This is a genomic window from Paenibacillus sp. cl123, assembly GCF_900101595.1.
GTDB lineage: Bacteria > Bacillota > Bacilli > Paenibacillales > NBRC-103111 > Paenibacillus_G.
Map to the genome: position 1 here is coordinate 40,519 of NZ_FMYY01000031.1, position 24,470 is coordinate 64,988.

Annotated in this window: 19 protein-coding genes; 8 read left to right on the forward strand and 11 right to left on the reverse strand. The window is 58.4% G+C overall.

From position 1 onward, the window contains the following. Window positions 1-24: 24 nt before the first annotated feature. The 5 genes from BLR08_RS28140 to BLR08_RS28160 form a co-directional block, all read right to left on the reverse strand. Window positions 25-939 (reverse strand): hypothetical protein, encoded by a 915-nt coding sequence (locus tag BLR08_RS28140; protein WP_072337841.1) that lies wholly within the window; start codon window positions 937-939, stop codon window positions 25-27. Between the two features lie 23 nt (window positions 940-962). Then, window positions 963-2,159 (reverse strand): class-II aminoacyl-tRNA synthetase family protein, encoded by a 1,197-nt coding sequence (locus BLR08_RS28145; protein ID WP_072337840.1) that lies wholly within the window; start codon window positions 2,157-2,159, stop codon window positions 963-965. Between the two features lie 6 nt (window positions 2,160-2,165). Next, on the reverse strand, window positions 2,166-2,417 hold the full coding sequence (locus BLR08_RS28150) for an acyl carrier protein (protein ID WP_072337839.1): 252 nt from the start codon (window positions 2,415-2,417) through the stop codon (window positions 2,166-2,168). A 130-nt stretch (window positions 2,418-2,547) separates the two neighbouring features. Then, a complete protein-coding gene (locus tag BLR08_RS28155) occupies window positions 2,548-5,883 on the reverse strand; it encodes an FG-GAP repeat domain-containing protein (RefSeq protein WP_256257825.1) in 3,336 nt (1,111 codons plus the stop codon). 110 nt (window positions 5,884-5,993) lie between these two features. Beyond that, window positions 5,994-7,511, reverse strand: a complete 1,518-nt coding sequence (locus BLR08_RS28160; protein ID WP_072337838.1) for a sensor domain-containing diguanylate cyclase — start codon at window positions 7,509-7,511, stop codon at window positions 5,994-5,996. Window positions 7,512-7,832: 321 nt separating this feature from the next. Between BLR08_RS28160 and BLR08_RS28165 the strand changes: the two genes are divergently transcribed. Then, a complete protein-coding gene (locus BLR08_RS28165) occupies window positions 7,833-10,352 on the forward strand; it encodes a U32 family peptidase (RefSeq protein WP_072337837.1) in 2,520 nt (839 codons plus the stop codon). 537 nt (window positions 10,353-10,889) lie between these two features. On the opposite strand, the gene BLR08_RS28170 is transcribed toward BLR08_RS28165, so the two are convergent. The 6 genes from BLR08_RS28170 to BLR08_RS28195 form a co-directional block, all read right to left on the reverse strand. Next, a complete protein-coding gene (locus BLR08_RS28170; protein WP_072337836.1) occupies window positions 10,890-11,579 on the reverse strand; it encodes a response regulator transcription factor in 690 nt (229 codons plus the stop codon). Next, on the reverse strand, window positions 11,576-13,066 hold the full coding sequence (locus tag BLR08_RS28175) for a sensor histidine kinase (RefSeq protein ID WP_072337835.1): 1,491 nt from the start codon (window positions 13,064-13,066) through the stop codon (window positions 11,576-11,578). The genes BLR08_RS28170 and BLR08_RS28175 overlap by 4 nt, the downstream gene beginning before the upstream one ends. A 5-nt stretch (window positions 13,067-13,071) precedes the next feature. Further along, entirely contained in the window at window positions 13,072-13,824 is a 753-nt protein-coding gene (locus BLR08_RS28180) for an ABC transporter permease (RefSeq protein WP_072337834.1), read from the reverse strand. Then, window positions 13,817-14,554, reverse strand: a complete 738-nt coding sequence (locus tag BLR08_RS28185; RefSeq protein WP_072337833.1) for an ABC transporter ATP-binding protein — start codon at window positions 14,552-14,554, stop codon at window positions 13,817-13,819. Before BLR08_RS28185 ends, BLR08_RS28180 begins: the two co-directional genes overlap by 8 nt. A gap of 19 nt (window positions 14,555-14,573) precedes the next feature. Beyond that, window positions 14,574-15,512: a hypothetical protein gene (locus BLR08_RS28190; protein WP_072337832.1), complete on the reverse strand. Its 939-nt coding sequence runs from the start codon at window positions 15,510-15,512 to the stop codon at window positions 14,574-14,576. Between the two features lie 253 nt (window positions 15,513-15,765). Then, complete coding sequence (locus BLR08_RS28195) at window positions 15,766-16,833, reverse strand: glycine-rich domain-containing protein (RefSeq protein ID WP_072337831.1); 1,068 nt, start codon at window positions 16,831-16,833, stop codon at window positions 15,766-15,768. A 274-nt stretch (window positions 16,834-17,107) separates the two neighbouring features. Between BLR08_RS28195 and BLR08_RS28200 the strand changes: the two genes are divergently transcribed. The 7 genes from BLR08_RS28200 to BLR08_RS30875 all read left to right on the forward strand — a co-directional run bounded on the left by BLR08_RS28200 (window position 17,108) and on the right by BLR08_RS30875 (window position 24,458). Next, on the forward strand, window positions 17,108-18,211 hold the full coding sequence (locus BLR08_RS28200; RefSeq protein ID WP_083537542.1) for an ABC transporter ATP-binding protein: 1,104 nt from the start codon (window positions 17,108-17,110) through the stop codon (window positions 18,209-18,211). Then, window positions 18,204-18,917 carry an ABC transporter permease subunit gene (locus BLR08_RS28205; protein ID WP_072337829.1) on the forward strand — a complete coding sequence of 238 codons (714 nt, stop codon included), beginning with the start codon at window positions 18,204-18,206 and terminating at the stop codon, window positions 18,915-18,917. The genes BLR08_RS28200 and BLR08_RS28205 overlap by 8 nt, the downstream gene beginning before the upstream one ends. A gap of 61 nt (window positions 18,918-18,978) precedes the next feature. Then, window positions 18,979-20,373, forward strand: coding sequence for a GldG family protein (locus BLR08_RS28210; RefSeq protein WP_072337828.1), 1,395 nt, complete (start codon window positions 18,979-18,981; stop codon window positions 20,371-20,373). Further along, the gene (locus BLR08_RS28215; protein WP_072337827.1) at window positions 20,370-21,341 is read left to right on the forward strand and encodes a DUF4340 domain-containing protein; all 972 of its coding nucleotides are present in this window, start codon (window positions 20,370-20,372) and stop codon (window positions 21,339-21,341) included. The genes BLR08_RS28210 and BLR08_RS28215 overlap by 4 nt, the downstream gene beginning before the upstream one ends. Before the next feature lie 260 nt (window positions 21,342-21,601). Then, window positions 21,602-23,194, forward strand: a complete 1,593-nt coding sequence (locus BLR08_RS28220) for a methyl-accepting chemotaxis protein (protein WP_256257823.1) — start codon at window positions 21,602-21,604, stop codon at window positions 23,192-23,194. A gap of 17 nt (window positions 23,195-23,211) precedes the next feature. Beyond that, the gene (locus BLR08_RS28225; protein ID WP_072337826.1) at window positions 23,212-23,643 is read left to right on the forward strand and encodes a chemotaxis protein CheW; all 432 of its coding nucleotides are present in this window, start codon (window positions 23,212-23,214) and stop codon (window positions 23,641-23,643) included. Between the two features lie 158 nt (window positions 23,644-23,801). Then, a complete protein-coding gene (locus BLR08_RS30875) occupies window positions 23,802-24,458 on the forward strand; it encodes a DeoR/GlpR family DNA-binding transcription regulator (protein ID WP_072337825.1) in 657 nt (218 codons plus the stop codon). Window positions 24,459-24,470 lie beyond the last annotated feature (12 nt).

Here is a 24,470-nt window from a genome sequence, read left to right on the forward strand (position 1 = left end):
GGATCAGCATCACGAGATACACGATCACTTCGATGAACCGGCGAGCGATGCGAGCCATGTATCCACCTCCTTCGTAAAGACCGGAGCGCCTTCCTGGCGGCTCAGATGGACGAGATCATGGAGGTATTTCGGATCATAGGAAGTGAGCAGATCCAGCGTAGGCACGTTCGCAGCTTGAAGCCGCGCATCCACCGTTTGCTTCAGCTCGGGCATATACCGCGGCAGCTCGAAGCTGCGATTCCACGGCATCCAGACGACGCGCAGCGGCAGGCTTTGGGACTCGCAATAGCGGATGATCCAATCCAAGGCGTCCAGGTTGTCCTGGTAATCCTTCCGGGTGGCCCAGCCGTATTTCCGGTCGTACTCAAGCTCCTTCTCCTTCAGCTTCTCCGGCTCCATGTGACCGAAATACAGCATTTTGTCGATCCAGCGGGGCTCGTACCGGATCAGTTCCGCCGGATCGAGCTCTACGGCTCCCCGGTACAGCTGTTTGACGGCTTCCGTGCCCGAGTCGCGGAAATAATCTCTGTACTTATAGATATAGGGCTCGTACCAGGCTTTAAACCAGGGGTAGGTCGGGTCCGTCTCCATGATGTCGAGCATCGTATGGACATCAATGCCGATCACAAGCTGCTGCCGGACGTGAAAGCGTCCCTGCTCCAGAATCGCCTTCAGATCGGTCAGCTTGCCGTAGGATAATCCCATCTCGATCAGCTTGGCTGAGGATTCATTCTCGATATAAGCGCCCGTGACGGCCGAGTTGCCGAAGAAGACGGGGCCGCTGGTTTGTCCGCCGTGATGGTACAAGGTTTTCGTGAAGTCATTTTTGTAAAAACGCCGCGACGTGACCATCGGGTCCTGATAAGAGATCAGGAGATCCGATAGCACGAAAGCGGCGAGCAGCAGCAGCACGAAGCTGTTTTTGCGAAGAAATGCCATGGCTACGCCTCACACCACCCGTTCTAGACGGACAGCTGCTGCCAAGCCGCATACTGCTCGCGGAAGGCCGCCGGCCAGTTCGCTTCGTCCAGACCGTATTGGGCGAGGAACGCGAAGGTCCAGCGCTCGATGCCGAAGCCTACGCAGCCGGTGACGGCGGGACGTTTGCCCATGGAGATGTTGAAAGCCGTACCGAAGGTGTTGCTGTGGAAATTGACCGAGCTGCAGGCGATCGATTTCTTGATATGCGGGATCGTCAGGCGCAGCTCGTATTTCATCTCCTGATTGCGCTGGAAGGAAGCTTTGACCTGGAAGTCATTGGTGAAGAAAGGATCGTTGGCGATCTCCAGCATGCTGTCCACATTCCATTCCACGGCAAGCTCTTTCAGGTATTCGATGGCGCGCAGCCGGTTTTCCTTCACGAAATCGGGCTTGCCGACAAAAATAATCTCCCGCATGCTGAAATCCAGCAGCCGCCCGAAGTCCGTATGGTTGCGCGATTCGAACCGGTGACACTTGGAGATGGCGGTAACGACGCGTCCTTCGCCCTCCAGCGTCTCGTGCTGCAGCCCCTCGTAGCAATGGTAGCAGGTTGAAGGGTTCATCGTGAACTTCGGCTTGGGCATGTTCGCATTCAGATCCAGCGGCGTCTCCTGCTTCCATCCGCCCGTATCGCGCACCGATTGGGAGAAGGCTTCGATGATGTCGAGATCCTCGCGCAGATGCGTAAGGAAGTGGATATGCTCGGGGAACGATGTGAAGTGATTCGTCTTGTTGAGCGTATCGGCATGGATGACGGCCGGGTATTCTTCCGTCGTCAGCCCTTCATAACGGGCCGCGATCTTCGTCACGAAGCTGTAGTCGAAGAAGCGCATCAGGCTGGAGAACGGCTCGCGGAAAATAAACAGACCAGGCTCCAGCACCTTGATGATTTTTTTCTCCGTCAGCTCGGCGATGATATCTCCCTCGTAAGGCGTGTCCGTCCGATGCTCGAACAGAATGTTCTCCTTAAAGCCGAAGTCGCCCTGGGAGAAACGGTCGATCAGCTTGCGGACGCGCGCTTCGATCCCGGCATTGCCGCGGGGCGAGTCATGAAGGATACGGATAGTGTCCGCCTCGAGCTGAATGTCGGTGATCGTCTCGTCGATGAACGACGCGGCGTATTTGAGTTGTCCATGCTGGCTGGACGCCAGCCCTTCCAGGGATACGATGCATTCCACCTTGCGTTACCTCGCCTTCTTAGAGTGAATGAATGCTGCAATTTCCCGGACGGTATTCATCGGATGCAGCATCAGATCCTGCGGCGTCACCTGGATGCCGTACGTATGCTCGATATGGGCGATCAGGGCGGTGGCTCCCATCGAGTCGATAAAGCCGTAATCGAACAGATGAACGTCTACGGAGAAATCTTCATCGTCCTGATCGATATCGTAGCGGCTGCGGATATGCGTTTCCAGCTCATCAAGCAATGGCTGCATAAATAAAGCCTCCTTGGTAGGTAAAATAGGCGTATGTGTGAAAGTCAAAAGCCAAACGAGCCGGGCGGACGAAAATGTCAAGCGCAGCGACTGCGTGCAACGATCGGGCGCGACGGTTACACGCAGCGGTCTAAGACGGGTCCCACGTAATTTTCAGCTCGACCGGATTGCCGAAATGAGTCACAGTGTAGCTTCCGGCAGCTTCGTCCCTCTCGATGGTCAGATCCGGACCCTCGATCTGCAGCGGGAGGCGGCTAAGCAGCACGACCTGCTGCATGCCCGCCGCCTGCAGGCTCAGCTGCCAGCGGTCTTCGGCCGGCTGCAGCGCGTAAGGCACGTTAACCCGCAGCATGCGGATGCCGCCATCGGCCGTGAGGTCCGGCAGAGGAGCCGGAGCCGGGGCTGGGGAGGCAGCGCTTGCGCCGCCGATCCCCAAGCCAGCGCTAGAGCCAGTGGCTGCGCCGGAGGAAGGCTTCACGAAGCGCACCTCCTCCTGCCGGGCGGCTCCGAAGTAAAGCTTGCCGCCGCGCAGATCGCGGACGGCGGAAGCCGTAGCCGGCAGCCGGCCCGTGTAGGCGCTGCCCGGCTCGACGATTAACCCGAGCGTGCCCTGGTACTCGGCCGCTTGCTCCGGTACGCCCGACACGTCGGGGGTGGCACGGAAGCGCGGATCGGCTTGCAGCCCGAGCAGCCGCTTCAGCCGCAGCACGGCGGCGTCCGTCCAGGGCCGCGTCAGCTTGACCCGGGTCGTCTGGGCGTTCAGGAAAGAGCGGGCCATCTGCGTTTCGGTCATAAAGTTATAGCTGTATGTGTCGCGCAGTCCGTCAAGATAAGTGACGAACTCCAGCAGCTCCTGCTCGCGCAGGGGAAAGTGGTATTCGATATGTTCGAAATAATCGATCGGCAGATCGTTGGCCGCGTATGCCTCGAATAAATCCTTGGTCGAATACTGTGGATCGGTGCGCAGCACCGGAGCCGGCGTATAGAGCATCATCGGCTTCTGCAGGTCGGGCTCGCCCGAGGCGTCCGTCATCAGGAAGGGCAGGCCCCAATTGTACTCGACGCCAAGCCGCGGGTCGGCCTTGATGAACGACGGCTTGAAGCCGAAGTTGAACCAGATGCCGGCGTCCCGCTCATTGCCGAGCGTCTGCAGCCGTTCCGGGTTGTTGATCCGCCATGTATGCTGATTCGTGCCGGGATGCTTCCAAGGAATGCCCAGCTTGTCAAAGGCTGCGCGGTGAAGCGCAATTTCCCGCTTCTCCTGCGCATCGCTCATATATTGATGAAAGTACAGATGCGGGTACAGCTCAAGCCCGCGGTCCGTGGTGTGGCGGATAAAGGCCTGCAGCTGCTCCTTGTAAGGAAATGCCGGGTCGTCTATCGGCCAAGGGGAGCTGAACTCCAGCTGCCCGACGACCAGATCGTCCCGGCCGTCGCCGTTCAGGTCGATCCACAGCGGCACGGCGTTATGCCCGCCTACGAGAGCCTTGCTGCCGAGCTGGTTCGTGCCGGCGCCTTCGATGACGCCGGCGTCGCGCCAGACGACGCGGCCGCCGTTGTCCGTCTGCTGCAGATAGACGCGCAGGTCGCCTTCCAGGCCGCCGACGACCAGGTCGGCGCGCCCGTCCCCGTCCATGTCGCGGACGGACGGGGCGGCATAGGCGGACGGCAGCCGCGCCAGCAGCTCGCCGCGCCCGAACGCGAGCGCCCCGCCGGGGCCGCGCTCGCCGGCATGCAGCGTCACCGCTCCGCCGCCATCCCCGACCACGAGGTCGGGGATGCCGTCTCCGGTGACGTCAGCGACAGCCGCCGCCACCGGCGCGGCGGCGCGGATCGGCTGCCCGCCGCCGAGCAGCGGCACGGGCGCCGTGAACACGCCGCCGGCCTCGCCGTAGGCGGCGGCCAGTGTGCCGTCCGACCGGCCGATGACCAGGTCCGGCCGGCCGTCGCCGTTCAGGTCGTACGCCGCTACGCTTGCGTACGAACCGCCTGCGGTCAGCGGCGCGCCTGCGGCTGTGCGCAGCGCCTGCGGCTGACCGAAGGCGAGCGGCGCAGCCAGCCCCTCAGGGAGCTGCTGGCCGTCGTAGGCTCCATCCGCGGCTTGGACGCCGGGATACGCATACAGCGCGCCGTCGCTGGAGCCGACGACGAGATCCAGGCGGCCGTCGCCGTCCAGATCGGCGACGGCCGGCACCGCGCGCACCGGCTCGGAGATCTTGTCGCCGAGCGAGCGATACTCCGGATACGGCGCCAGACGGATCGGCCGTCCGTCCGCCAGCAAGCGCGTGCCGCTGGAGTAGAACGAATTCGGCATCTCGCCGGCAAAGGCCGGCTTCTCATTCGTGCCGGTGTTCAGATGCACGACGACGGACTCCTGCCACCGGCCCCAAGTGAAGGCGGATCTCACGAGCGAGAACGAAGGCACCTGCTGGTAGCGCTGCAGCAGCTCCGTCCACTGGATGCCTTCGCCGTCGCGGATCGCCTCCATCGCCTCGAAATGGTTCTGATGCGCCATCGCCGGGCGGCCGTACGGCCCCAGCGACTTCTTGACGCTGAAGCCCAGCTTGAGCCGGGACACATAAGCCGCATATTCCGTACGCAGCAGCGCATTGCCGGAGGCGAACGTAAAGTGGAAGTAAGGCTCGATCTTCAACTGATTGCGGTCGAAATAAAGCGCTCCGACGCTTGGCTTCACCGCCGCGTTATCCTCGGCGGCCAGCCGCTCGAAGCCAAGCGCCGGGTCCATGCCGCTCTGCAGGTCGTAGCCGGTCACATAGTAACGGCTTGGCAGCAGCGTGCCGCTGAGAAACACCGTGCCTGACCCGATCTGGTTCACGCTGTACAGCGTAAGCCCGTCCATCGTGACGAGCGGCTGGGCCGTCGAAGGCCGGATGCCTTTTCCCCAGGAGAAGCGGCTCAGGCTCGCTTGCGTATCATGGCGAAAAAACGTATCGGCGAACGTCTTCAGCACCTGCTGGACCCCGAGCACATCGGCGTCGACACCGGGGTACTCCCACAGAGTGGTCCCTGGGGGCGTCGGCAGCCGGGACGCCGCCGGTACGGGCACGTCCAGCACCTCGGCAGCCCCGAGGAAGGCGGGGTCGAAGTCGGTGGCAAATGCATTCTCAAGGAACAGATGCCCGCCCTGCCGGACGTACTCGTTCAGCATCCTGCGCTGAGCGTCCGTCATCGTGCCGTGCAGGGCCGGGTCCAAATAAATCGTATCGTAATGCTTCAACTGACGTGCGTTAAGGTTGCCCAGCTCGCGTTTGTCCAGCGACAGTCCGGCAAGCAGCGACTGCCGCAGCTGGCCGTAGGCCGCCTGATCGGAATCGGCCCCTTGGGTGGCATACAGCATGCGCACCTCCAACTGCTTCTCGAAGGGAAACAGGACAAACAGAAGAACCGCAAGCGGCAGCAGCCCGAGCGCGGTCACAACCACCTTGCGGAAAGGAGTACGTATCAAAGTCAATCCCTCATTAGGCAGCATGCAACGTTGACAGCGGCGCGAAAGCCGTAGAACGTTGTCAATAAATTGGCAGTCCTCCGTCATTATAGCACGGATGCCCGTCTTTGTTAACTTGAGCCGGCCGATTCGGGCACATAGGCGGCTACCCGGTTGCGCCCTTCCTCCTTGGCGCGGTACAGTGCTTTGTCGGCGCAGGACAGCAGCTCATCCGGCAGTCCGCAAGGATCGGGAATGGCCGAGGCGAGCCCGATGCTGACGGTAACATGATCCGCGATCTTGGAGCGCTCATGAGCCAGCGCCAGCTGTTCGATCCGCACGCGGAGCCGTTCCGCGATCCGCGTCGCCTCTTGAAGCGAAACGCCTTTCAGCACGGCTGCAAACTCCTCTCCGCCATAGCGGGCGACGAAGTGGCCGTCCTCCGACAGCTGCTTATGAGCCTCCCGTGCAATCGTCCGGAGCACCTCGTCGCCCTTCAGATGGCCGTAGCTGTCGTTATAGCGCTTGAAATAGTCGACGTCCAGCAGGAACAATGTCAGTTCCGTCTGCTCCGCTTGCCCCTGCGTCCAGGCATGGGATAAAAAGTGATCCAGTCTGCGGCGGTTCGGGATGCCGGTCAGCCCATCGAGATCGGACAGCTTCTGGAGCTGGTCCAGCGCCTCCTGCAGCTTCTTCTCCGTTCGTTTCCGCTCGGTCACATCCCGTACGCTGATGAGGATGGCCTGCTCGTCCTTGTAGAACGTCAGCGAGATCGACATCTCCGTCTCGACCAAGGTCCCGTCCAGGCAAACAAATTGCTGTTCGAACAGCTCCGGCTTCAGCTTGTGGGCCATCAGCCCGTCCCAATACCGGGACAGCTTTTCCTGGTAAGCAGGCTCAACGAAGTCTTTGTAGGGACGGTCGACAACGTCCTTGCGGGAGATGGCGCGCAGCAGCTGGAGTCCCTTGTCATTGGCAAACGTGATGATCCCGCTCCTCGCTATGACGAACGTGGCGTCCGGAGATGAAGAGATGAGCCGTCGGTAACGCTCCTCGCTTTCCTTCAGCTTGACGGTCGCGGCATGCGAGCGGACGATGTAGAGGAACACATACACGGACAGAACGCCGACCAGGCCGGAGAATACCCAGTGATAGATGAGCACGGAGGTCAGCTTGTCCAGATTCCCGGACCAATAAAGATTGAGGCCCATCACGACAGAAATGAAACTAAGACCTATCGCATTGAACAGCAGGAACCGGGGCATCGTCAGGCCCCGCCGGCCGGACAGCGCTCCGAAAACCAGGGAGAGAGATAAGATCATGATGCCGGAGGTGATAGACGGAAGCGATACGCCGAACAGGGAGAGGCGCCCCGTTACAATGAGGACTGCCGTTAGGAAGGAAACGACCGGTCCTCCTTGAAGTGCAGCGATCACAAGGGGGATATGCCGCAGATCGGCAATCACATTCGCCTCCACACGCAGGGTGAAGGCCATTAGCAGCAGTCCCAGCAGGCCGAAGCAGACGCTCCCGAATACTTTCCAGGTCAAGGGGGATTGCCGGGTGAGCGGGCGTTTCATAAACAGCTGTCCGATCAGAAAAAGAGAAGCCACCAGTATGGAGGCGTTGATGATAAAGTCCTTGAACATGACGGAAAGGTCACCACCATCCGAATAAAGAGTGTAGGTCAGGAAGCATGCGGAATCGATTAGGGCGAAAGCCAATCCATCGGTATTGCCGGTTCTCTATGCAAGCGGTCATTGGCAATTGGGCATGTATACGCATTATATTCGTCATGATTTGACAATTTTCCTTGTGGATATACAGTTTTTGATCTAGTTTTGAATCTTTTGTCCTTACTTGGCAATAAAGGGGTCATGGTTTGGCCGGCTTATTTCTGTTACACTAGATGAAGGTATGCATAAACACACTGCTGCCATTAAGGTTTGCAAAGCTTGGAGGAAGAAATGATGCGTGATATTCGCCGATCAAATATAGAATTGCTGGCGCCGGCCGGCGACTGGGACTGCCTGCGGGCAGCCGTTGCGAACGGAGCGGACGCCGTTTTTTTCGGGGTGGAGAAGTTTAATGCGCGGGCGCGGGCTCATAACTTTCAAACGGACGAGCTGCCCGACATTATGTCCTTCCTGCACAGGTATGGGGTCAAAGGCTATCTGACGTTCAACATCCTCGTATTTGAGGAAGAACTGGAGGGAGCCAAGGAGCTGATCGAAGCCTGTATCGATGCGGGAGTGGATGCGGTCATCGTGCAGGATCTGGGGCTGGTGCGGATGATTCGGGAAATATCGCCGGACTTCCCGATCCACGGCTCGACGCAGATGACGATCACCTCGCCGGAAGCCGTGGAGTTTACGAAGCCGTTCGATCTGGAGATTGTCGTGCTCGGCCGCGAGAACAATCTTAAGCAGATCAAGCAGATCGGCGATCAGGCCAAGCTGCCGATGGAGGTATTCGTTCATGGCGCGCTGTGCGTGTCGTATTCGGGGCAATGCCTCACCTCCGAGATGTGGGGAGGCCGTTCCGCCAATCGCGGGGAATGCGCGCAGGCTTGCCGCCTGCCTTACGATCTGATGGTGGATGGCGAGCAGAAGCCGATGGGCGATGTAGCCTATCTGCTGTCGCCCAAGGACTTGGCGGCCATTGAGCTGATTCCGGAGCTGATCGAGGCGGGCGTGAAGTCGTTCAAGATCGAAGGAAGGCTAAAAAGTCCGGAATACGTGGCCAATGTGGTCGGGAAGTACCGCCGGGCTATCGACCGGTATTTCGACGGAGAGAACGCGGCGCCGACCAAGGAGGAGCTGCGGGAGCTGGAGCAAAGCTTCTCCCGCGGATTTACGCACGGCTTCTTGAAGGGGACGAACAACAAGCAGCTCGTGGAGGGCACTTTTCCGAAAAGCCGCGGCGTTTACTTGGGCCGGGTGAAGCAGCTGCTTCGCGACGGCGTAGCCTGTGAGCTGGAGGCGCCGCTCAAGCGCGGGGACGGGATTGTCTTCGACGCCGGAGACCCGACGAAAAAGGAAGAGGGCGGCCGGGTTTACGATCTTCGCCGTCATGGGGTCAAGTTTGAAGGGGAAGCGCCCGGTGGCTTGATCGAGATCATACCGGGACGAAATGACATTGACCTAAAGCGGGTGCATGTCGGCGACCGGATCTGGAAGACGAATGATCCGCATCTGGACAAGCGGCTTCGGCAAACGTACGAGACGGACAAGCCGTACCGCACCTTTCCCGTCCGGGTGAAAGTAACCGGCACGGCCGGACAGCCGCTGCGCAGCATCTGGACCGATCCGGGCACTGGCGCGTCGGTTACGGTAGACTCGGAGCTGCCGCTGGTTCCTGCGGAGAAGCGCCCTATGGATGCGGCTCTGTTCGAGGAGCAGTTCGGCCGGCTTGGCGGCACCGTATTCGAGCTTGAAGCGGTGGAGGTGCATCTGAACGGCGATCTGATCGTGCCGATGCGCGAGCTGAACCAGATGCGCCGTCAGGCAGCGGAGCTGCTGCTTGCCTATCGGGAGCGTCCGCGAGCTTATGTCAAGCGTCTCGTGTCGGCCTACGACGATGTGTCGCAAGCTGCACCGGTATCCGCCTCCCCTGCGGGAGGAAAGGCTCATGCCGGGCTGACGGCGCTCTGCCGCAGTTTGCCGCAGGTCGAGGCTGCGCTTTCCACGGATGTGGAGATGATCTACGCCGATTTCGAGTTCATCAAACAGTTCCCGGCAGCCGTCGAGGCATGCCGCCGTGCGGGCAAGAAGATCGCGCTGGCGACTCCGCGCATCCATATGCCGGGGGAAACCGGTTATTTCGCCAATATCCTTAAGCTGAAGCCCGATGCGGTGCTTGTACGCAATACGGGGGCTGTCTACTGGTTCATGAAGCATCTGGCTGAGCATCCGGAAGAGCATCAGCCGGAGCTGATCGGGGACTTCTCGCTGAATGTGGCGAACCACAAGGCGGTGTCGCTCTTTACGGACGCGGGTCTCTCCCGGGTTACGCCTTCTTACGACCTGAACATTCAACAGATGGTCGATTTGCTTCGCCGCTGTGACACTTCCCGTCTCGAGGTTGTCATCCACCAGCATATGCCGATGTTCCATACGGAGCATTGCGTGTACTGCACGTTCATGAGTCCGGGCACGGACTATACGAACTGCGGGCGTCCGTGTGAGGAACAGCGGGCTTCGCTGCGCGACCGCGTCGGATTTTCGCATCCGGTGAGGGTGGATGAGGGCTGCCGCAACACGGTATACAACGCGATCGATCAGTCGGGGGCCGAGTACTTGGCGAACTTTATGGAGCTGGGCGTGAATCGGTACCGTATTGAATTTCTGGAGGAGACCCCGGAGAAGGTTCAGGAAGTAATTGAGCTGTACTCCCGGGCGCTGCGCGGAGAAGTAAGCGGCACTCACGTATGGAAGACGCTCAAGTCTACGAATCAGCTCGGCGTTACACGCGGGCAGCTGGTGAAATAATGCATAGGCTGGCAAATGGCTTGCGCTGTTTGCCGGCCTTTTATTTATGGGCGGGGGTCGTGAAGAAAAGTCGTGCGATAGGCGGCAGTGTCTATTTTGCTGGGCTATCCGGCCAACATCCCGCAGGGGCAGCCCCGGACGCCTGCGCTAGGGCGCTTTACGGTGATCGGCGAAGCATGAGCATAAGCCAAGGAAGTAAGGATGATCGTGGGCCCCCGGAATGAGAACAGGGCTTCAAGAGGGGGAGCATGGAGTTGTTCGCAAACTTGAGGCTGCTGATCAATGAGAAGTGGGCGCATGAAGAGCTTGAGGCATGGAGAGCTTGAGGCTTGAAGATAATGTGAAGCTGGGGCGTGGAGAGAGCGTCGTTCTTCCGGGCAGCCTACGGAAATTATCCCCTTGGCTCAGGCAAGAAAGGTTTTGTCGCCGCGTCCGCCCCTTACCTGAGCAAAGGGGATAAGGTTCAAAGGCTTTTCGCGGAGGAACGGAAGACGGAGGGGCGATGAGGGAGGCCCCTTTCCAATAGGCCCTCCCTCCTCAAATGCGGAACCGGTAGCCCGCTCCCCATATCGTCTCGATATATTGCGGATTCGACGGGTCCTGCTCGAGCTTCTCGCGCAGCTTGCGGATATGGACGGTGACAGTGGCGATTTCGCCTATCGCGTCCATTCCCCATAATTGATCGAACAGCTGATCCTTGCTGAACACGCGGTTCGGGTTCGTGGCGAGGAAGGTGAGCAAGTCGAATTCCTTGGTCGTAAACAGAACTTCCTTCTCGTTGACGAAGACGCGGCGCGCCGTTTTGTCGATCAGCAGCCCGCGGATGCGGACTTCGTCGTTTTTCGCCTCGCGTCTGCCCATCAGCCGCTCGTAGCGGGCCAGATGGGCCTTCACCCGGGCTACCAGCTCTCCGGGGCTGAACGGCTTCATGATATAATCGTCGGCGCCGAGGCCGAGGCCGCGAATCTTATCGATGTCTTCGCGCTTGGCGGACACCATCAGGATCGGGATATCTTTCTCGCTGCGGATGCGCCGGCAAATTTCGAAGCCGTCTACCTTCGGAAGCATCAGATCCAGAATAATCAGATCATACTCCCGGCTCATAGCCTGCTGCAGGCCCCGATCCCCGGTAACCTCGATATCGACCTCATAGCCGTTGATCTCCAGATAATCCCTCTCCAGCTCCGCTATGCTCGGCTCATCTTCTATAATCAGAATCCGGCTCACTCCGATTCTCCACCCTTCTCCGTCGTATGCAGCGGCAAGGTCAGGCAGACTGTCGTTCCTTGCCCTAATGTGCTGGCTGCGCTAATCTGTCCCTTATGCTCTTCCATGATCTGCTTGGCGATGGCAAGGCCAAGACCGCTGCCCCCGGTGGACGTATTGCGCGAAGGGTCGGCCCGGTAGAACCGGTCGAAAATATGCGGCAGCTCCTCTTCCGAAATTCCCTGTCCGTTATCCTCGATGCAGACGACGGCCTTGCCGTCCATTTCCCGCACGGTCAGCCGGATGGTGCAGTTGGCTTTATCGCAATATTTCTCGGCGTTCCCGATGACGTTCAGCAGCACCCGCTTCAGCTTTTCCCGGTCTGCCGTGACAGGCAGCGGGCCGGAAGGCAGCTCGGAGAACAGGAAGGTAACACCCTTCTTCTCCATGTCGAACGCCAGCTCCTGGGCGCAATCCCTTATATAATCGACCAGATCGAGCCTCTCGAACTGGAACGGCACCTTGCCGAGATCGAGCTTGGAGAACAGGAACAATTCGTCGATCAGCCGGTCCATGTCGGTCGTTTTATTGTAGATGGTCCGCACGTACCGGTCCAGCTTCTCGGGGGAGTTGGTCACCCCGTCCATGATGCCCTCTACATAGCCTTTAATCGCCGTGACCGGCGTTTTCAGATCATGCGAGATATTGGAGATCAGCTCCTTGCGGTTCTCCTCATACTGGAGCTGCAGCTCTACGGACTGCTTCAGCCTGCGGCGCATGTCTTCGAAAGCCCGGCTGAGCTGCCCGATCTCGTCGTCGGTCTGGGGGATGACCTCGAAGTCCAGATTGCCGTCCTTGATCTCCTCGGCTGCCCGCTTGAGGGCACGAAGGGGGCGTATGATGCTTCGCGACACCAGGTAAGTCAACGCCCCGTTCGTCAGCACCAGGATCACGATAAAAGCAACGATGACCGATGTGGAGAACTGATGCAAATATTTCTGAAAAGGGCTGCCGTCCAGGAAGATAAAGGCTGAGCCCTTGCTTTGATCGGAAAATATAAAATCCTGCTGACGGCTGATCCACAGCGGCCCCTGATTATGCTTGAATTTGGTTGCGGAAGCCCCGTAGGCCCCATAGGGAGGCAGCTGGGAAATATCCGGCACCTGATCCGGTTTTATATAGGAAGACATATGCGTGATCGCTTGATCCTTGCGAATGATCAGCCCCATATTAATCTGATGCAGCCGCTCCTCCAGCTGACTGAGAAAGAAGGCATCCAGGAACTGATCGGGGTTCGCCTCGGATGCGGCCTTGATATATACGGACAGCTCGGCCTCCTGCTCGATGATCCGTTTGAACGGACTGCCCTCCGAATAATTGACCTGGAAGACCGACTTCAGGCTGCCGAGCGTCGCGATGCCGATCAGAATGACGGCCAGCACGGACAAGACAAGCGGTACGATCAGCATCGCAATATAAGATAGGACCAGCCGTAAGCGAATAGACACCCGGATCAGAGCTCCTTTTTATCAAACCCGTAAAAACCTACTGTAAAAAACAATATACTACACGCCGCCAGAAACATAAAGGCGCTGGCGATGCTGCCGGCCGCCGCCGTCCCTCCCAGCCACAGCATGTGCCAGCCGGTATAAGCCGTCGGCGAATAAACGCCCAGTGACGGGACGAACATGGCCGCCGCCTTGAGCCCCGCGTACAGCAGCAGGGTGGCGGTCAGCGCCGAGCTGCCGGTGGAGAAAAGCTGCGCCACGCAGGCGGCGGCGATGCTAAGGGTCAGAAGCGGGAGCAGTGCGGCGCTGTATGCCAGCACGCCGTCCAGCAGCGCTTCCGCCGCTCCGCCGCCGGGACGGAAGAAGAGGGCGGCCAGACTGGAGGAGAGCAGTCCGGCGAGTACGCAGAGCGCGATGTACAAGGCCAGCGCCGTTTGCTTCGCTGCGAAAATTTTGAATCTGGAGACGGGGCGGGTCAGCGTGAGCTTCATCGTGCGTTCCCCGATCTCGCCCGAGAAGCTGTCGGCCGCTCCCATAAATACGAACAATGGGAATAACACGGAGGTAAACAGGTTCAGCATCAGGATCGGGAAATCCCGGGCCGTGACGGCGCCGAGACCGATGCCGTTCTGGAAGCGGGTGAGCAGCCAGGCGGCGAGGAATGGAACCAGCAGGGTAACGCCGAGGAATAACAGCGACCTCCGCTTTGCGAGCAGCTTGACAGTTTCCACCTGTATCCCTGCTATCAGATTAAGCATAGGCGGCCGCCCTCCCCGCGTTTTCGAGGATGCGCAAGTATGCGCGCTCCAGCGTTCCATGCGCTTCCGTCAATTCTTTGACCAGCCCCTCGCCGATCAGCCGCCCATGATGGAGGACGCCGATCCGGCTGCACATCAACTCCATCTCATGGATAAGATGGCTGGATATCAGAAAGGTGATGCTTTCTTCCCGGGCGAGGCACAGCATCGTCTCCCGCATCTGGACCGTGCCTTCGATATCCAGCCCGTTCGTCGGCTCATCCAGAATCAGCAGCTTCGGCTTGGACAGCAGCGCCCCGGCCAGTCCGAGCCGCTGCTTCATCCCGAGCGAGTAGCCGGCCGCCTTCTCGTGCTGGTAGGCGGTCAAGCCGGTAAGCTCGAGCACTTCATCGATGCGCGCTTGGCCGATACCGGGATAGAAGCGAGCGGCCAGCTCCAGATTGCGCCTTCCGCTCATATACGTATAGGCTTCGGCCGCTTCGATCATAACGCCTACTTGGGCCATCGCCTGCTCGTACCGTGCGGATACCGGTTGTCCGAACAGCCTTATCTCTCCCCGGTCCGCACGGGCAAGCCCGGTCATCACTTTCATCACCGTCGTTTTCCCAGCGCCGTTAGGGCCGAAGAAACCGTAAATATCTCCCTGCTGCACTGTCATATTTAGGTCTGCAATTCCGCGCTGATTCCTATACAGCTTGGTGAGCTGACGGACTTCGATGACCGGCTGCATGATAGCCACCCCTCCCTGGTTACTTGCCGAAGCTCCGGCCCTTATGCCAGCCTTCATCGGGCTTTATTGTCTCGACCTGCTTGCCTGTCAAATCGACCGTATCCGGTGTGGTGCTGCCCAGACTGGACAAGGTGATATCTACTTGCAACTGTACGTCATGCTCTGTCCCGCTGCGGTCTTTGCCGGAAATCTGAATCAAGGCGCTTTGATTCGTAATATGATTATCCGAATCGACCGTTGCGTTCATCTCGACCGCATCCATCTTGATATCGCCGGTGAGTTGCGGCAGGCTCTGGTGAATGGATCGAACATCGATGCCGAGTGTATCGGACGGTAGCGGCGCAGGACGCTCGCCAAGCTCGCCGGAAGCGCCGTGCTTGATGAGGAGAGAGCCTATCGTGTTCACGACGGGAGAGATTTGAGTGCCGGACAGCTTGAAGTGAAGCTCCTTCGTATTGCCGGACCCTTCAGTCATTGTAACCGCCTGCTTCAGATTGCCGACAAGCGCATCGACGAGATGCTCGACTTCTTGAACCGTCTGCGCATCGGGCGCCTTCTTGTCGTCGCTGCGGGCATGCTTGAAACGCCCGTTTGCTTCTCCGGCTTCCAGAATCTTGTAGGTGTCGGAATTATCGGTTTTCACGATCCGCTTCCCATCCTGGCTGTAGAACCGGATCGTCTGCGCTTCCGACCCGTCCGTTACGGTCAGGCTGGCGCTTCCTGTCCGGTCGTTTCCGCCGGTCTTGATCACGGACTTCACGCTCAGCAGCTCCTGCCCGTTATCCGTGAGCGCGACATTCACCTGACGGGTGGCGTTGCCGATTGCCGCGGTCTGCTTGAAGGCGGATTTGTAAGCCTCATACCCCGGCGCTTCCCCAACTCCCGCATACACGCTCGTCAACAGCAGCATGCTGCCAACCGCCACGCCTACTCCCATCATTGCCAATTTTTTATTCATTCGTTTGGCCTCCGTTTCTTCTCCGTATGATCTGTATGGACGTCTCAGCCTTCCATATACGCATCATACCCCGGCAGCCTAAACGGCCTCTAAAGCAGAGATAAACGGAGTCTTAAACAATTCTTAAAAAAATATAAACGGCCATTCGCCCAGCATGCGGTCCAATGAAAAAAAGCCTATCGCAAGATAGGCTGGATCAAGGAGGGGCATAGCCGACTCTTATTTTTGCCGCTTCCGGCAGAGAGAGGGACGCTCAGTCCCCACCCCCGCCGCAGCTGCTGCAGGAGGAACCCGAAGAGCAGCTGGACGACGAGCCTCCGTCAGAGCTTCCGCCTCCATCCCCGCTGCAGCTGCTGTCGCCGCCGGAGTCATCCCGGTCATCGTTCCAGTAAGAGGCCCCGCAGGCGCTGCTGCAGGAGCTGCTGGACGCCGCGGCGCGCTGTCTGGCCTCCTCTTCCAGGAGATGCTGTTCCATCAGCCCGTCGAAGTCTGCAGCCTCGGCAGCCGAATATACCATAAGCGCCCCGGCCAAATAAGGCATATAATCGGGCGAACCCGCCTGAGGCCGTTTCGCTTTGTAGGCGGCGCCCGGTCTGGCCGATGCCGCTTGCTCCCGGGCAAGCCGCAGCAGCAGGCTGGTTGTCTCCCGGATATCGGAGTAACGCGCGGCCGCCGTCTGATTGAACAGGCGTGCAAGCGACTCGGATGGCGGCGATATCTGCAGTTCCTCCAGCAGCTCCCGGCTTAGCGGATAGCGGAAGAAGGGACCCCAGATGCGAGCCGAGTAGGGTGTCGGCACAAAAAGCTGGGCGTACACCCAGTCGAACCAGGCCCGGCCGCCAGGATCGGGCTCGGCGGCCTCTCCGGTGTGAGGGGCATGGTGGATAGTCGATCCTACGAACGCTTCTCCGAACCTAGTGTATTCTCTGGTAAACATGAGCATCTCATGCCAGATGTCGTCAACCGGCGCGCTGAACATCGGAACGTCGCGCAGCACCGCGGTCATCAGAAAGTAGCGCTTCAGCTCAAGGAACTTCCAATTGAACTCCGCATCGCTCATCGCGGGATGCTCCGCCTTCACCCGCTCTCTGATCTTGGCGGTGAACGTTTCGTTCAAAGCCCGCTCCATTCGCAAAACGGCAGGCTGCAGAGGAAGCATGCGCTGCAGACCTAGCATCTCGGGGAGGGGCGTGTCCTTATACGGTGCACGTCGTCTGCGCCGGCTGCGGGAGGAGGATGCGAGCTTGCGGACGATACGGATGGCGGAGAGGATCGAGACGATAACGAGCAAGACAACGATGGTTGGGATAAGTCCTGACATACTAAACCTCCTTAGGTGGAGTGGGGAATGCCGCGGGAACAATCCCGGCGTGCTAGCTTCATCTTACCATAAGTGAAGACGCCGAGACTTCCTGAATTGGGATGATTGTCAGCACACTTTTTGTTCACAATTTAGACACATTTTTTTAAGCCTTTTTTCAGGTTGGGTTAAGCTGGGATTATTGTTTGCCCGCTATATTGGGTTTGGCGATTAAGCAGCCCGAAAGTTGGATATGGCTGTAGCAAGGATATGTGGGATGATAGGGGGTTTCGACGTGCTTGAGGTCAAACAAGTAAGCAAGCTGTATGAGAACCAGAGAGGCGTTCACAACATTGATTTTGCGATGACGCGCGGGGAGATTGTCGGGTTTCTCGGGCCCAATGGCGCAGGCAAAACGACAACGATGCGGATGATTACCGGTTACCTGAACCCGACCCACGGATCAATCGCGATCGACGGTTTGCCGATGGCGGAGCATCCGAAGAAGGCGCGGCAGAAGATCGGGTATTTGCCCGAGACGCCGCCGCTGTATCCGGAGATGTCGATCACGGCTTATTTGAAATTTATTGCCGACCTGCGCGATATCCCGGTGCGCGAGCAGAAGACGAGAATCGGCGAGGTCATCGAACGCCTGGGCTTGCAGGGGAGGGAGCGGCAAATTATCCGCAGTCTCTCCAAAGGGTACAAGCAAAGAATCGGCCTGGCGCAGGCGATTTTGCACGGCCCCGATCTGCTCGTGCTGGATGAGCCCACCTCCGGTCTCGATCCCAAGCAGATTATCGAAATCCGCCAGCTGATTCGCGAGCTGGGCGAGAACCATACCGTGCTGCTGAGCACGCACATTTTGCCTGAGATCAATGCGCTGTGCAACCGGGTGCTGATCATCCATCAGGGCCGGATCGTGCTGGACGGACAGCCGGAGCAGCTCGCAACCTCGCTGGGCGATACCTTCGAGGTATCGCTGGAGATCAAGGGGCCCCGCGAGACCGTGCTGGCCGAGCTGCGCGGAACGCCGGGCGTTACGGCTGTCCGCGAGCTGACGGAGGGGCCGGAAGCCGCGCTGTCGGCTTCCGGATCACAGACGGGCGCTGACGCTCCGGAAGCGGCGGGCGAGCCGGGCGCCGCCGGGGAGGCGCTCGATACGGTGCGAGTCATCGCCCAGTCCGCCGACCGTCAGGATATTCGGGAGGCGCTGTTTTACCGGATGGCCGAGAAACGGCTGCCGATTCTGTCCATGAAGAGGGAAAGTCTCAGTCTGGAGGATATATTCCTGAAGCTGACGACCGACGAACGGATGGATGAGACGGACGGGAGCGGCGCCGGCTTGACTGAAGACGATGCCGCCACGGCAAATGCAGGAGGTGATCATCATGCGTAGAACGATGGCAATGTCCCGCAAGGAGCTTCAGATGTACTTCTACTCTCCGATCGCGTATGCGGCGTTTGCCTTTTTTTTCGTGATCGCGGGCTACTTTTTCAGCGCCAACTTCCTGTACCCGCCTTATGTCGTGGACGTGCGGCCGGTGTTCGGGAATATCACGTTTGTCTTTCTGTTCATTGTGCCGCTGCTGACGATGAGACTTATATCCGACGAGCTGCGCCAAGGTACGGATGAGCTGCTGCTCACTTCACCGATCAGCATCACGGAGATTGTGGTCGGCAAATACGCTTCGACGCTGGGCGTGCTCGCTCTGCTTGTTGCCGGCAGCCTGCTGTATCCGCTCATCCTGAGCGCATACGGACCGCTGGATCAGCCGGTGCTCTGGCTATCTTATCTGGCGATGTTTCTGGTCGGGGCGGCGATGATGTCCGTCGGCTTGTTCGCCTCCTCCTTGTCCTCCCATCAGATGGTATCGGGCATCGCTTCCTTCGCCATTTTGCTCGTGTTTTGGACCATTGAGTGGCTTGGCGATACGGTAGGGGGCAAGGTGAAGGAGTTTCTGGGCCTGTTCTCGATCGTCGGCAGGGCCTCGGATCTGCAGAAGGGCGTGCTTGATTTCGCCGACGTGCTGTTTTACGTGACATTCGTGCTCGTGTTCCTGCTCCTGAGCATTCAGGTGCTGGAGCGCAAGCGCTGGAGATAACAGGCGAAGGGCGCGCCGGCCGTGGCCGGTCAGCGCCGCTCGAGAAGGGGGAGGGTGCAAGGTGAACAAGTGGATCCGCGGAACGAATGCGACCGTGCTGTCGCTTGCGGTGATCGGCATTTTTATCGTGCTGACGATCTTTTTGAATTCAGCGAAAGGCCTGCAGGTGGATTTGACCGAAAATAATAAATTTACGCTGTCGGACCAGACCAAGCAGACGCTGGACGGACTCGACAAGGACATCAAAATCATCTCGCTGACAACAACCGACACGAACCCGTACATGAAGCGCGAGGTTGTCGAGCTGGTTCAGGAATACAAGAAGCGGACGGGGAAAATTACCTTCGAGGAATACGATGCCGTGCAAAATCCGGCCGTCGCCAGACAATACGAAGTCGACCCCGCAGGGACGCTCGTGGTGGAAAGCGGCGCGCAGAAGAAGACGCTCAGCTTCTATGATATGTTTCTACCGAGCCAGCAAAATCCGAACGGCTACAGCTTTGCCGGCGAAGAGAAGCTGACGCAGGCGCTTGTCAATCTCGATGTGAAGGAGAAGCGCAAGCTGTACTTCCTCTCCGGGCACAATGAAATTCCGCTGGCGGAAATGAGCTTGTGGCGCTCCGGTCTTGCGGAAGCGAACTATGACGTTCAGGAGCTCAACCTGCTGCGGGAAGGGAAAATGCCGGATGACGCCGAGGTGCTGGCCATTATCGGGCCGGAGACGGACCTGAGCGATCAGGAGGCGGAGCTGGTCAAGACGTTCCTGGCGGGCAAGGGCAAGCTGTATCTGGCTCTCGGCTTCAATCCGAATATGGGGACCGCCTGGAAAAATCTCGACGCAATCATGTCGTCATACGGGATCAAGGATCAGCACGCGGTGGCCATCGAGCCGAAGCAGAGCGCGCTGAACAGCCCGCTGAGCATCGTGCCCGAATACAGCGGGCATGAGATTACCCGCATGCTGCAAGAGTACAACCTGCTGACCGTGATGACGCTGGCCGTCACGCTTAACGCCGACCAGGCCAATGCCGATTATCCGGCTACGCCGATCTTGCGGACTACCGAAGCCGCCTATGGCGAGACGGACTTGAAGACTTTATCCGGCCAAGGGGCGTCCAAAAAGGATGCTTCCGATGTGGCCGGCCCTCTGAATCTCGGCTATGTGGTTGAGAACAAGGAGAACAAGCCGAAGGCTGTCGTGCTCGGCGGATCAACCTTCCTGGTCGATCAGTACCTCCAGATGCAGGGCAATCGCGATTTCGCCTTGAACAGCATCGGCTGGCTGCAGGAGCAGACGGACCAGATCACGATTCGGCCTCGCGAGGGAGACAACCTGTCGACGGCGATGGTGACCAATGAGCAGGCCAACTGGATTTTCCTCGGAACCGTTATTTTCTTCCCGCTGCTGTTTTTGATCGTGGGCGGATTTATTTGGTGGAGGAGGAGAAAAGGATGAAGCGGCTGATCCCCACAATCCTGCTGGTCATCCTCTGCATCGGCGGCTTCTGGTATGCGTCGAGCAAGGACTTCTTCCGGGAGAAGCCGCCGGAGACGCCGGCTTTGGTGACGGTGAACAAGGAGGATGTGACGGGCTTCACGATCCGGAGCGGAGAAACGGAGATTGTTATGGAGCGGCGAGAGGGCGCATGGACGATGACCAAGCCTTCCCCCCTGCCGCTGACCGCCTATGATGCGGATGCCTGGGTTAATGCGTTCGCCTCGCTGAAGAAGGACAAAATCGTGACGGAGAATGCCTCCGATCCGGGGCAATTCGGCTTGGCTGAGCCGAAGCAGCGCTTTACGGTCAAACTGGCGTCCGGCGTCGAGCAGACGCTGGAGGTGGGCGATGCGACGCCGATCGGCAGCTCGTCCTATGCCAAACTTAGCGGCACGACCGCGGTGTTTCAGCTGGCGGACGCGACTTTGCAGCAGCTTGCCAAGCAGCCGATCGATTTCATGGAGAAATCAGCGGTTAAGATAGAGTACGAGAAGATACGCTCGTTGGCCGTTGATTGGCAGGGTACGTCTTGGGCGCTGACCAAGTCGGAGCCGGACAAATCCTCCTTTGAAGCCAAGTGGAAGCTGGGCGAGCGCGAGCTGGCCGGACCGGATGCAACCGGGTATATGGACCGGGCGGCTTCTCTGGTGACGGAGCAGCTGGTGAAGCCTGCCGCCGAAGTGAAGGGACTGGATCAGCCTGAGCTGCGGCTGTCGCTGAAGACGGCGGATGAAGCCGGCAAGGAAACGGAGACGGCATATGCCGGCAAGCTGGATGGAGCGACCGTATGGGTCGCCCGTCAAGGCGGCGAATGGGCGTATGCCGTGCCGGCTGAAGCCGTTCAGGAGCTGGCCGACCACGGGAAGGATCAGCCTGAGACAGAGGCCGAGGCGCAGCCGTCGGATGCCGCCGCTCCACAGGGGTGAGCCAAGGCGAGCCGCATATGAATATAGCCGAAAAACCGTACAATTGTTTGTACGGTTTTTTGGCATGAACAAGTTTGATTAGCCGGATAGGATTTATTTTCTTTAAATTAACCAAGAAGCTAAAGTTATTGTTGAACAATGTCGAATAAATATAGTATAGGGGAGGGTGACCATTAGATTTTGGGAGAATTATGACGAAAATAGTCGAATTATGAGAATTAGGCAATGTTTTACTATTTACTAACCAAGGCGGGGTGCACATGATGAAATGGTTCTTGAATCAAAAAACAGCGACAAAGCTTGTTTTAGCTTTTGTGAGCATTGCTTGCTTATTGGCGGCTGTTGGTTTTTATTCCGTTTATAATGTGAAAATGATGAAGGCAAATCTGGATGTGATGTACGATAATAACCTGACCTCGATTAAGGAAATGTCGGCCGCCCGTATCGGCTATCAGAATCTGAGAGTGACGCTGCGCGACGCCGCGCTTTCCCAGACGACGGCCGACAAGGAAGCGAAGCTCCAGGAAATTCCCGATTTTAAAAAAGAAGTCACGGCTCGTATTGACAATTACCGTTCTACAACGATTACGCCGGCCGAACAGGATGAATTGGATGTTTTCGATACCGAATGGGCGGCTTACCTGGTTGTATACGACCGGGCAACCAGTCTGCTGCGTGCGGGGGATGAGGATGGGTTTCTGACCTTCATCAATCAAGAGGTTTTTACTCAAGGCAAAAAGCTGGATAGCAGCTTGGCCCGGCTCATCGATATAAATGTCAAACTGGCTGAGCAGAAAAATGAGGAGAGCGACCGTGCTTATGCGAGCGCCCGCAATATATTGATCGCCGTAATTGCGGTTGCCTTCCTCCTCAGCATTGTAACCGGGTATGTGATCGCCCAAACGATCGCCCGTCCTCTCGTGCAGATGGTCGGTATCGTCAGTCAGGTTGCGAACGGCGATCTCCGGCAAAAAATGGAGCGTGATACGAAGGATGAGGTAGGCCAGCTCTCCGAATCGCTGAACCGGATGATCGATAGCTTGCGCGGGCTAATCGGAGGTATTTCAGCCTCCTCGCAGAGTTTGGCAGCTGCGACCCAGCAAATCTCGGCGACCTCCGAAGAGGTGGCTGTCGGCAGCTCGACCCAGGCAAGATCGGCGCAAGCGATCGCCGAGCTGTTCACGGAGCTTTCGTCGGCTATCAACTTCGTAGCCAAAAGTGCGGAGCAAGCGGCCGAGCTTACCGGCCAGACCGTCCAGACGGCAAGCGAAGGCGGCAAAATTGTAGAAGCCTCGATTCGGGGCATGGATAGCGTGAACCGGACGATTTCTCAGCTGGAGAAGGATTCCTCGAAAATCGGAGAAATCATCGAAGTGATCGACGATATTGCCGATCAAACGAATCTTTTGGCGCTTAATGCGGCTATCGAAGCGGCTCGGGCGGGCGATCATGGCCGCGGCTTTGCCGTAGTGGCCGATGAGGTGCGCAAGCTGGCCGAGCGGAGCAGCTCCGCGACCAAGGAGATTACCTCGATCATCAAGGCTATGCAGGAGAATACGAAGCTGAGCGTGTCGGCAGTCGCAGACAGCGTTACCCAATCCGAGCGGACTGGGGAGGCCTTCGGCAAGATCGTCGCCATGGTCGACGCTTCCTCAAGCAAGGTGAATGAAATTGCCGCAGCCTGTGAAGAGGAAGCCGCCCAAGCGTCCGAAGTGATGACTTCGGTGGATCAGGTGGCATCCTCGAGTCAGGAATCGGCTGCAGCCTCTGAGGAAACGGCGGCAACTTGTCAGACGCTGGCTAATCTGGCTGAAGAATTGAACGGAGCCATAAGCGTGTTCAAGATCAATTAAGATCCGGGGTGTGAGCCATGACCGCTTCCAAGCAGGAGCAATATATCGAGCTGGCTTTGGACGAGGAGTATTATGCGATAAGAATACAGGATGTTCAGGAGATCATCCGCATGCAGCCTATCACGGCGATCCCGGGCAGCCCAGCTCATGTGAAGGGCGTGATCTGTTTGAGAGGCGAAGTCGTTTCGGTTATCGGTCTGCGCGAGCTGTTCGGCATGCCTGCGAAGCTTCCCTCCAAGGATACCCGGATTGTGATGGTCAAGCATGCGGAGACGTTTGTCGGCGTGATTGTCGACCGCATCCACAAGGTAACGGTGTACAACAGCATCCAGGTTCCTCCGCAAGGAAAGGCCGGCGGCCCTTCCGGTTGTTTGACGGGTATCGGACTTGGAGACGATAGGATGGCCGGACTGCTGAACACCGAGCAGCTTTGGTTAACTCCTTCATGAGCGCAGGTCGGTGCCCGGCACCGACCGAGCGCAGCCATTCGCCATTAGCACAAAGTCCTGCCCTTTAGGGTAAGGGCTTTGTTGCTTTTGAACCGGCGATGAAATAAGATAAAACAATACAAAACAATAACAATAAATACGATGAGCAGGGGGGCTGAATGACGGGTACGTATTTTATTGAAGAGCGCCGCCAGCGTATTCTGGAGCTGCTGCAGGCTCAGGAGCGGGTAACGGTAAAGCAGCTTTCATCCTTGTTTGCCGTTACCGAGGATGCCATCCGCAAGGATCTGAGGTATCTGGAGAGCTTGAGGCGGCTGAAGCGAACATACGGAGGAGCGGTGCTTCCTTCTGCGCCGGCTTCCTTCGTGCCTTATGCGGACCGAGGGGACGCCCTGGCCAAGCTGCCTATCGCCAGGCTGGCCGCGCTGGCCAGGAAGGCGAAGGTTATACAGACCGGAGGAATCGTTCATGGCGAGGATGAGGCCTGCTACGGGTTCCATGCGCTGGCTGCTCTGCAGCATTATAATTTTGATAAATGCTTCATGCGGACCTCCGGGGTAGGCGCAGACGGGACGGTGACGACAAGCTTGCCGGAGACGCTGGAGCTGAAGCGTACCTTGCTGCCGCTGGCCAAGCAATCCATTCTTCTCGTGGCTGAGGAACAGTGGAACCGGAAGGATCGATTCAACGTTGGGCATTTGGATGAATGGAGCGTCGTGGTGACAGATTCGGCGGATGAACAGGTGCTTGGCAGATTGCAGCAGCTGGAGATTCGGACGGTGACGCCCAAAGCGGCTGCAGGTTCGGCGAGTTAGCGAGTGAATAGG

Coding starts and splice junctions, on each gene's coding strand:
- BLR08_RS28185 (WP_072337833.1), bottom strand. CDS start 14,554: ATGCAGCCGGTCATCGAAGTCCGTCAGCTCACCAAGCTGTATAGGAAT.
- BLR08_RS28165 (WP_072337837.1), top strand. CDS start 7,833: ATGCGTGATATTCGCCGATCAAATATAGAATTGCTGGCGCCGGCCGGC.
- BLR08_RS28220 (WP_256257823.1), top strand. CDS start 21,602: ATGATGAAATGGTTCTTGAATCAAAAAACAGCGACAAAGCTTGTTTTA.
- BLR08_RS28190 (WP_072337832.1), bottom strand. CDS start 15,512: ATGAATAAAAAATTGGCAATGATGGGAGTAGGCGTGGCGGTTGGCAGC.
- BLR08_RS30875 (WP_072337825.1), top strand. CDS start 23,802: ATGACGGGTACGTATTTTATTGAAGAGCGCCGCCAGCGTATTCTGGAG.
- BLR08_RS28150 (WP_072337839.1), bottom strand. CDS start 2,417: ATGCAGCCATTGCTTGATGAGCTGGAAACGCATATCCGCAGCCGCTAC.
- BLR08_RS28205 (WP_072337829.1), top strand. CDS start 18,204: ATGCGTAGAACGATGGCAATGTCCCGCAAGGAGCTTCAGATGTACTTC.
- BLR08_RS28215 (WP_072337827.1), top strand. CDS start 20,370: ATGAAGCGGCTGATCCCCACAATCCTGCTGGTCATCCTCTGCATCGGC.
- BLR08_RS28140 (WP_072337841.1), bottom strand. CDS start 939: ATGGCATTTCTTCGCAAAAACAGCTTCGTGCTGCTGCTGCTCGCCGCT.
- BLR08_RS28195 (WP_072337831.1), bottom strand. CDS start 16,833: ATGTCAGGACTTATCCCAACCATCGTTGTCTTGCTCGTTATCGTCTCG.
- BLR08_RS28225 (WP_072337826.1), top strand. CDS start 23,212: ATGACCGCTTCCAAGCAGGAGCAATATATCGAGCTGGCTTTGGACGAG.
- BLR08_RS28180 (WP_072337834.1), bottom strand. CDS start 13,824: ATGCTTAATCTGATAGCAGGGATACAGGTGGAAACTGTCAAGCTGCTC.
- BLR08_RS28160 (WP_072337838.1), bottom strand. CDS start 7,511: ATGTTCAAGGACTTTATCATCAACGCCTCCATACTGGTGGCTTCTCTT.